This is a genomic window from Streptomyces sp. NPDC058459, assembly GCF_042721685.1.
Lineage (GTDB): Bacteria > Actinomycetota > Actinomycetes > Streptomycetales > Streptomycetaceae > Streptomyces.
The window spans coordinates 1-4682 of sequence record NZ_JBHXLV010000321.1 but is presented as its reverse complement, the minus strand read 5'-3'; the positions used below and the strand labels follow the sequence as shown (position 1 = coordinate 4682).

At 72.1% G+C, this 4682-nt stretch carries 5 protein-coding genes; 4 read left to right on the top strand and 1 reads right to left on the bottom strand.

What is annotated here, in order from left to right; genetic code table 11:
- Positions 1-107 precede the first annotated feature (107 nt).
- Together ACFWN1_RS31755 and ACFWN1_RS31750 are read left to right on the top strand one after the other, a co-directional pair.
- Entirely contained in the window at positions 108-1058 is a 951-nt protein-coding gene (locus tag ACFWN1_RS31755) for an ATP-dependent DNA ligase (RefSeq protein ID WP_384369726.1), read from the top strand.
- Positions 1059-1167: 109 nt separating this feature from the next.
- Positions 1168-1944: an NPP1 family protein gene (locus ACFWN1_RS31750; protein WP_384369723.1), complete on the top strand. Its 777-nt coding sequence runs from the start codon at positions 1168-1170 to the stop codon at positions 1942-1944.
- A gap of 29 nt (positions 1945-1973) precedes the next feature.
- On the opposite strand, the gene ACFWN1_RS31745 is transcribed toward ACFWN1_RS31750, so the two are convergent.
- Positions 1974-2498 (bottom strand): hypothetical protein, encoded by a 525-nt coding sequence (locus tag ACFWN1_RS31745; RefSeq protein ID WP_384369720.1) that lies wholly within the window; start codon positions 2496-2498, stop codon positions 1974-1976.
- A gap of 356 nt (positions 2499-2854) precedes the next feature.
- On the opposite strand from ACFWN1_RS31745, the gene ACFWN1_RS31740 reads away from it, so the two are divergent.
- Both ACFWN1_RS31740 and ACFWN1_RS31735 read left to right on the top strand, forming a co-directional pair.
- On the top strand, positions 2855-3646 hold the full coding sequence (locus ACFWN1_RS31740) for an RNA polymerase sigma factor SigF (protein ID WP_384369717.1): 792 nt from the start codon (positions 2855-2857) through the stop codon (positions 3644-3646).
- A 214-nt stretch (positions 3647-3860) separates the two neighbouring features.
- Positions 3861-4673, top strand: coding sequence for a VOC family protein (locus ACFWN1_RS31735; protein WP_384369714.1), 813 nt, complete (start codon positions 3861-3863; stop codon positions 4671-4673).
- The last annotated feature ends 9 nt before the right edge of the window (positions 4674-4682 follow it).

Here is a 4682-nt window from a genome sequence, read left to right as displayed (position 1 = left end):
CCCCCGGCCGCCGTTCAGGGGATTCCGCGACGCGGGGTGCGTGATGACGGCCGGCGCGGTCGACATGTTCTGCCGTGACCGTCGCCCCGCTGCCGTTCGTCCCTCCCATGCTCGCCACCCCCGGCACCCTGCCGCCGCCCGCGCGGGACGCGCGCTGGGCGTACGAGACCAAGCAGGACGGGCAGCGGGTGACGGTGTACCTGCCCGGCGACGGAAGCCTGCTGCTGCGCGCCCGCTCCGGGGAGGACATCACGGCCGCCTACCCCGAACTCGGGTCGCTGGCCGCTGCCTTGGGGGACACGCCCGCGATCCTGGACGGCGAGGTGCTGGCGCTGGACGCGGCAGGGCGGGCGGACTTCCAGGCGCTGCAGAACCGGATGGGCCTCGCGCACACTCCGGCCCTGGCCGCGCACCGGGCCGCGCGGGCGCCGGTCCACCTGGTGCTGTTCGACGTGCCCCACCTCGGCTCCCCCCGGCTGGCGACCCCGTACGCGCGACGAAGGGCGCTGTTGGAGGGGCTCGGCCTGAGCGGTCCGCGCTGGTCGGTGCCGGGGGCGGTGGTGGGACACGGCGCCGAGGCGCTGCGGGTAACCCGGGAGCACGGTCTCGAAGGCGTGGTGTGCAAGCGGCTGGACTCCGTGTACGAGCCGGGGGTGCGCTCCCGGAACTGGATCAAGATCCGGAACACCCGGAGCGCCGATGTGATCGTCGGCGGCTGGCTGCCCGGCAAGGGCCGGCTGTCCGGGCAGCCGGGCGCGGTGCTGGTCGGTCAGCGTGCCGGGGGGCGGCTGGTGTACGCGGGCCGGGTGGGCACCGGCTGGAGCGAGCGTGAGCGCACCGAGCTGGCCGCGCTGCTGGCGGCCGCCGCGAGCGACCGGTGCCCGTTCGATCCCGTGCCCCGGATTCCGGGGGCGCGCTGGGTGCTGCCCCGGCTGGTCGGCGAGGTCGGCTTCAGCACCCGGACGCGGGCGGGGCTGCTGCGCCAGCCGAGCTGGCTGCGGCTGCGCCCGGACCTGACCCCGAAGGAGTCGGCGGCGGATCTGCCCGACGGGCCCTGAGCGAGGACGCCGACAGGATTTCACCTGTGGGACAGATGGGACGGCTTGGCAGCGACGCGTCCGGTCGGGATGCTGAACCGCCTTGTCCCACAGCCCAGTTGGAGATGATGTGAGTTCGTCCACGTCCCGCCGCCGGCGCGGCGGCTGGCTCGCCACGCTCACCGGTGCCATCACCCTCGTGATCGCCTCCCCGGCCGCGGCCTTCGCCGCTCCCCCGCTCGCCCTCCCGGTCAACGCCACGGCCGAGGAGCTGAAGTACGAGCCCGCGTTCGACTACGACACGGACGGCTGCTACTCGACGCCCGCGATCGGCCCCGACGGCACGGTCAACCCCGGCCTGAACCCGACCGGCGCGCTCAACGGCAACTGCCGTGACGCCTCGGACCTGGACAACACCAACGGCTACTCGCGCGCCAAGTGCAACAACGGCTGGTGCGGCTATCTCTACGGCCTGTACTTCGAGAAGGACCAGGCGCTGCCCGGCAGCAGCCTCGGCGGACACCGCAACGACTGGGAACACGTGGTGGTGTGGGTGCAGGACGGGCAGACGCGGTACGTGTCGACGTCCAACCACGGCTCCTTCACCGTGCACCCGGCCTCCGAGGTCCGCTTCGAGGGCACGCACCCCAAGGCCGTCTACCACAAGGACGGCATCCGCACGCACTGCTTCCGGCTCGCGGGCAGCAACGACGAGCCGCCGGAGAACCACAAGCACACCTGGCAGTACCCGGCGCTGGTCGGCTGGGACGGGTACCCGCCCGGTCTGCGCGACAAGCTGAGCAGCTATGACTTCGGCAGCGCCAACTTCGGTCTGAAGGACTCGAACTTCGCCTCGCACCTGGCGTCCGCGAAGCCGTCCGGCATCCCCTTCGACCCGAACGCCTGATCCTCCGGAGCCGACCCCGGCGGCGCGCGTCAGGCGGTGCCGGGCTCGGTCCGCTCCTTGAGGAACGCGGTCAGCTGGTGCGCCAGACTGTCCGGCCCGGTGGCCGCGGCCGTGGCCACCTGCGCCGTCTCGGTGAGGCCGATGCCGCCAGCCCACAGCCTGCGGTCGGTCCACTCGTCGTCGACCCGCAGCTGGATCTGGACGTCGACATGGCTGAGCGCGGCCTCGGGGGCGGCCGCGTGGACGACGGCGGTGGCACGGCGCAGCGGGTGCACGTCGAAACCCTCGATGAACTGGGAGTTCCGCCAGTCGATGAAGGCGCCCTCCCCGTCCTGGCCCACCCGGATGTCGATCTGACCGTCCTCCAGCTGGACACCGGCCGGGCGGGTGCCCCGGTTCTCGATGGTCACCCGGACGCTGAAGTACGTCAGCCCGGCCGCGGCGTCGTCGCGCCCCCGGGGCGGTTCGGCCGTCTCCAGACGGTGGACGCGGACCCGCAGACCGGCGTGTTCGCCGTACTCCTGCCAGTCACCGACCACGTTCGGCTCGTACACAGTGCCCCTCTCGACCATCCGCGAGCTGCTGTCTATCCGTGCGCTCAGCCCACTGTCAAATGAGCGGAATGCCACCTAGCCGGGCGGTTCGCCCGCTTCGCTCGGTGATCAAGCCGTGCCCAGGAGAAACCGTCCGGGCGGTTGTGGGGCGCCGCTCGCACGCGTGCCGCACATCACTCCGGGCGACCGCCTCTCACGGCCCGCGTCCATGGAGCCACCCAGTCCAAAACCGGGTCAAGACCGACACGGCTTTCGTCCGTTATTGGCATGTTTGTTTGTTTTTGCCGCACACTGGGGAGGAGGGACTTCGGTGCTGAATGTGCCTGTCGCCCCAGCCCGCGAGAGAAGTGCACGCGATGTCTGTATCTGGCAGCACGAGAACCCACCCTCACGACGACGCCCCCGACACGGCCCGCTCCTTCGCGCGGCTCGCCGAGCTGCCCGAGGGTCCCGAGCGCACGGCACTGCGGGACGAGCTGGTGCGGCTGTGGCTGCCCATGGCCGAGCGGATAGCCGTCCGGTTCCGTGGTCGCGGCGAGTCACTGGAGGATCTGTACCAGGTGGCCGCCCTGGGCCTGGTGAAGGCCGTGGACCACTACGACCCGGAGCGCGGCCGCGCCTTCGAGGCGTACGCCGTCCCCACGATCACCGGCGAGATCAAACGTCACTTCCGGGACCACATGTGGACCCTGCACGTGCCGCGCCGGGTGCAGGATCTGCGCAACCGGGTCCGTGGCGCCGGCAAGGAGCTGGCGCAGAGCATTCCGGGCCGTCCGCCCACCGTCGCCGAGCTGGCGGCGCACACCCGGCTCACCGAGGACGAGGTGCGCACCGGCATGGAGGCCCTGGAGTGCTTCTCCGCGCTGTCCCTGGACGCCGACGTGGCGGGCACGGACGGGTACGCGCTCGGTGACTCCCTGGGCGAGCCGGACCCCGGCTTCGACCTCGTGGTGGACCGGGCAGCCGTGAAGCCCTGCCTCGCGGCGCTCCCCGAGCGCGAGCGCACCATCCTCTACCTGCGGTTCTTCCGCGGCATGACACAGAGCGGGATCGCTGAGCAGCTCGGTATCTCGCAGATGCACGTGTCCCGGCTGCTGAGCGGCTGCTTCGACCGGCTGCGCGAGGAACTGCTCACCGAGACCGGCTGAACCGCACCCCCGGCGCTCCGGTCCGCTGCATGATTCACTCTTCCGGGGGAGCGCCGCCGGCCCGCGTGACGACGGGGACGCGCTGTGTGGCCATGGCAGGTCAGCGCACATCAGGGCCCTTCCCGGGGGTAGTCGACAGGCAGCCGACCCCCTTCCGGCCGGACACTGGTCGAGACCGGTGGCCGCCGGGCCCCGAGAGCAGGACGCGACCGTCATGAATCACGACACATCCGTCAGCGGTGGATCGAGGAAGACGAGGAAGGCCGTCTCGACGCACTCCGTCTTCGGCGCGCCGTGCTGGGTGAGCCTGACCAGCCGCGACCTCGACGCCACCGAGGAGTTCTACAGCGCGGTGCTGGGCTGGCGCTGGCGCGACGCCAGGCTGGGCGACCACTTCCGGATCGCGCTGGCGGACGGGGTGCCGATCGCGGGGATCGCCGCGGTGGCGGGCATGTGGCAGACGGCGGTGGCCTGGACGCCGTACTTCGCCGTCCCCGACGCCGATGTGGCGGTGGCGCGGGTCAGGGAGCGGGGCGGCACGGCGGCGGTGGGGCCGCTGTCCTTCCCGCCCGGCCGGGGCGCGCTGCTCGCCGACCGGGACGGGGCGACCTTCGGCGTCTGGCAGGGCGATCTGTTCTCCGACTGGGAGTCCTGGCAGCGCACCGCCCCCGCCTTCATCCGCCTGCACACCCGCAACGCCTTCGACGCCGCGATCTTCTACGGCGAGGTGCTGGACTGGGCCACCGGGAAGCCGGGCTGCTGCGAGGTCCAGTACGAGGGCGGTGAGGTGGTGCTGCGCAGCCAGGGGACCGTGGTGGCACGGATCGACTCCGGCGCGGTGGAGGCGGCCCCCGACCCCTCGGTACGGCCGCACTGGCAGATCCATTTCTCGGTCGACGACGTGGCGCGCTGCGCCCGCGGTGCCGAGAAGCACGGTGGCAGCGTGCTGAGCGAGACGGAGCGGGAGGCGGTCCTGCGGGACCAGGACGGGGCCCAGTTCACGGTGACCTCGCGCGACCCGCGCTGACCTATGAAG

Excerpts from the sequence above, each read along its gene's own strand:
- ACFWN1_RS31740 (WP_384369717.1), top strand. The coding sequence starts at position 2,855 with ATGTCTGTATCTGGCAGCACGAGAACCCACCCTCACGACGACGCCCCC.
- ACFWN1_RS31755 (WP_384369726.1), top strand. The coding sequence starts at position 108 with ATGCTCGCCACCCCCGGCACCCTGCCGCCGCCCGCGCGGGACGCGCGC.
- ACFWN1_RS31735 (WP_384369714.1), top strand. The coding sequence starts at position 3,861 with ATGAATCACGACACATCCGTCAGCGGTGGATCGAGGAAGACGAGGAAG.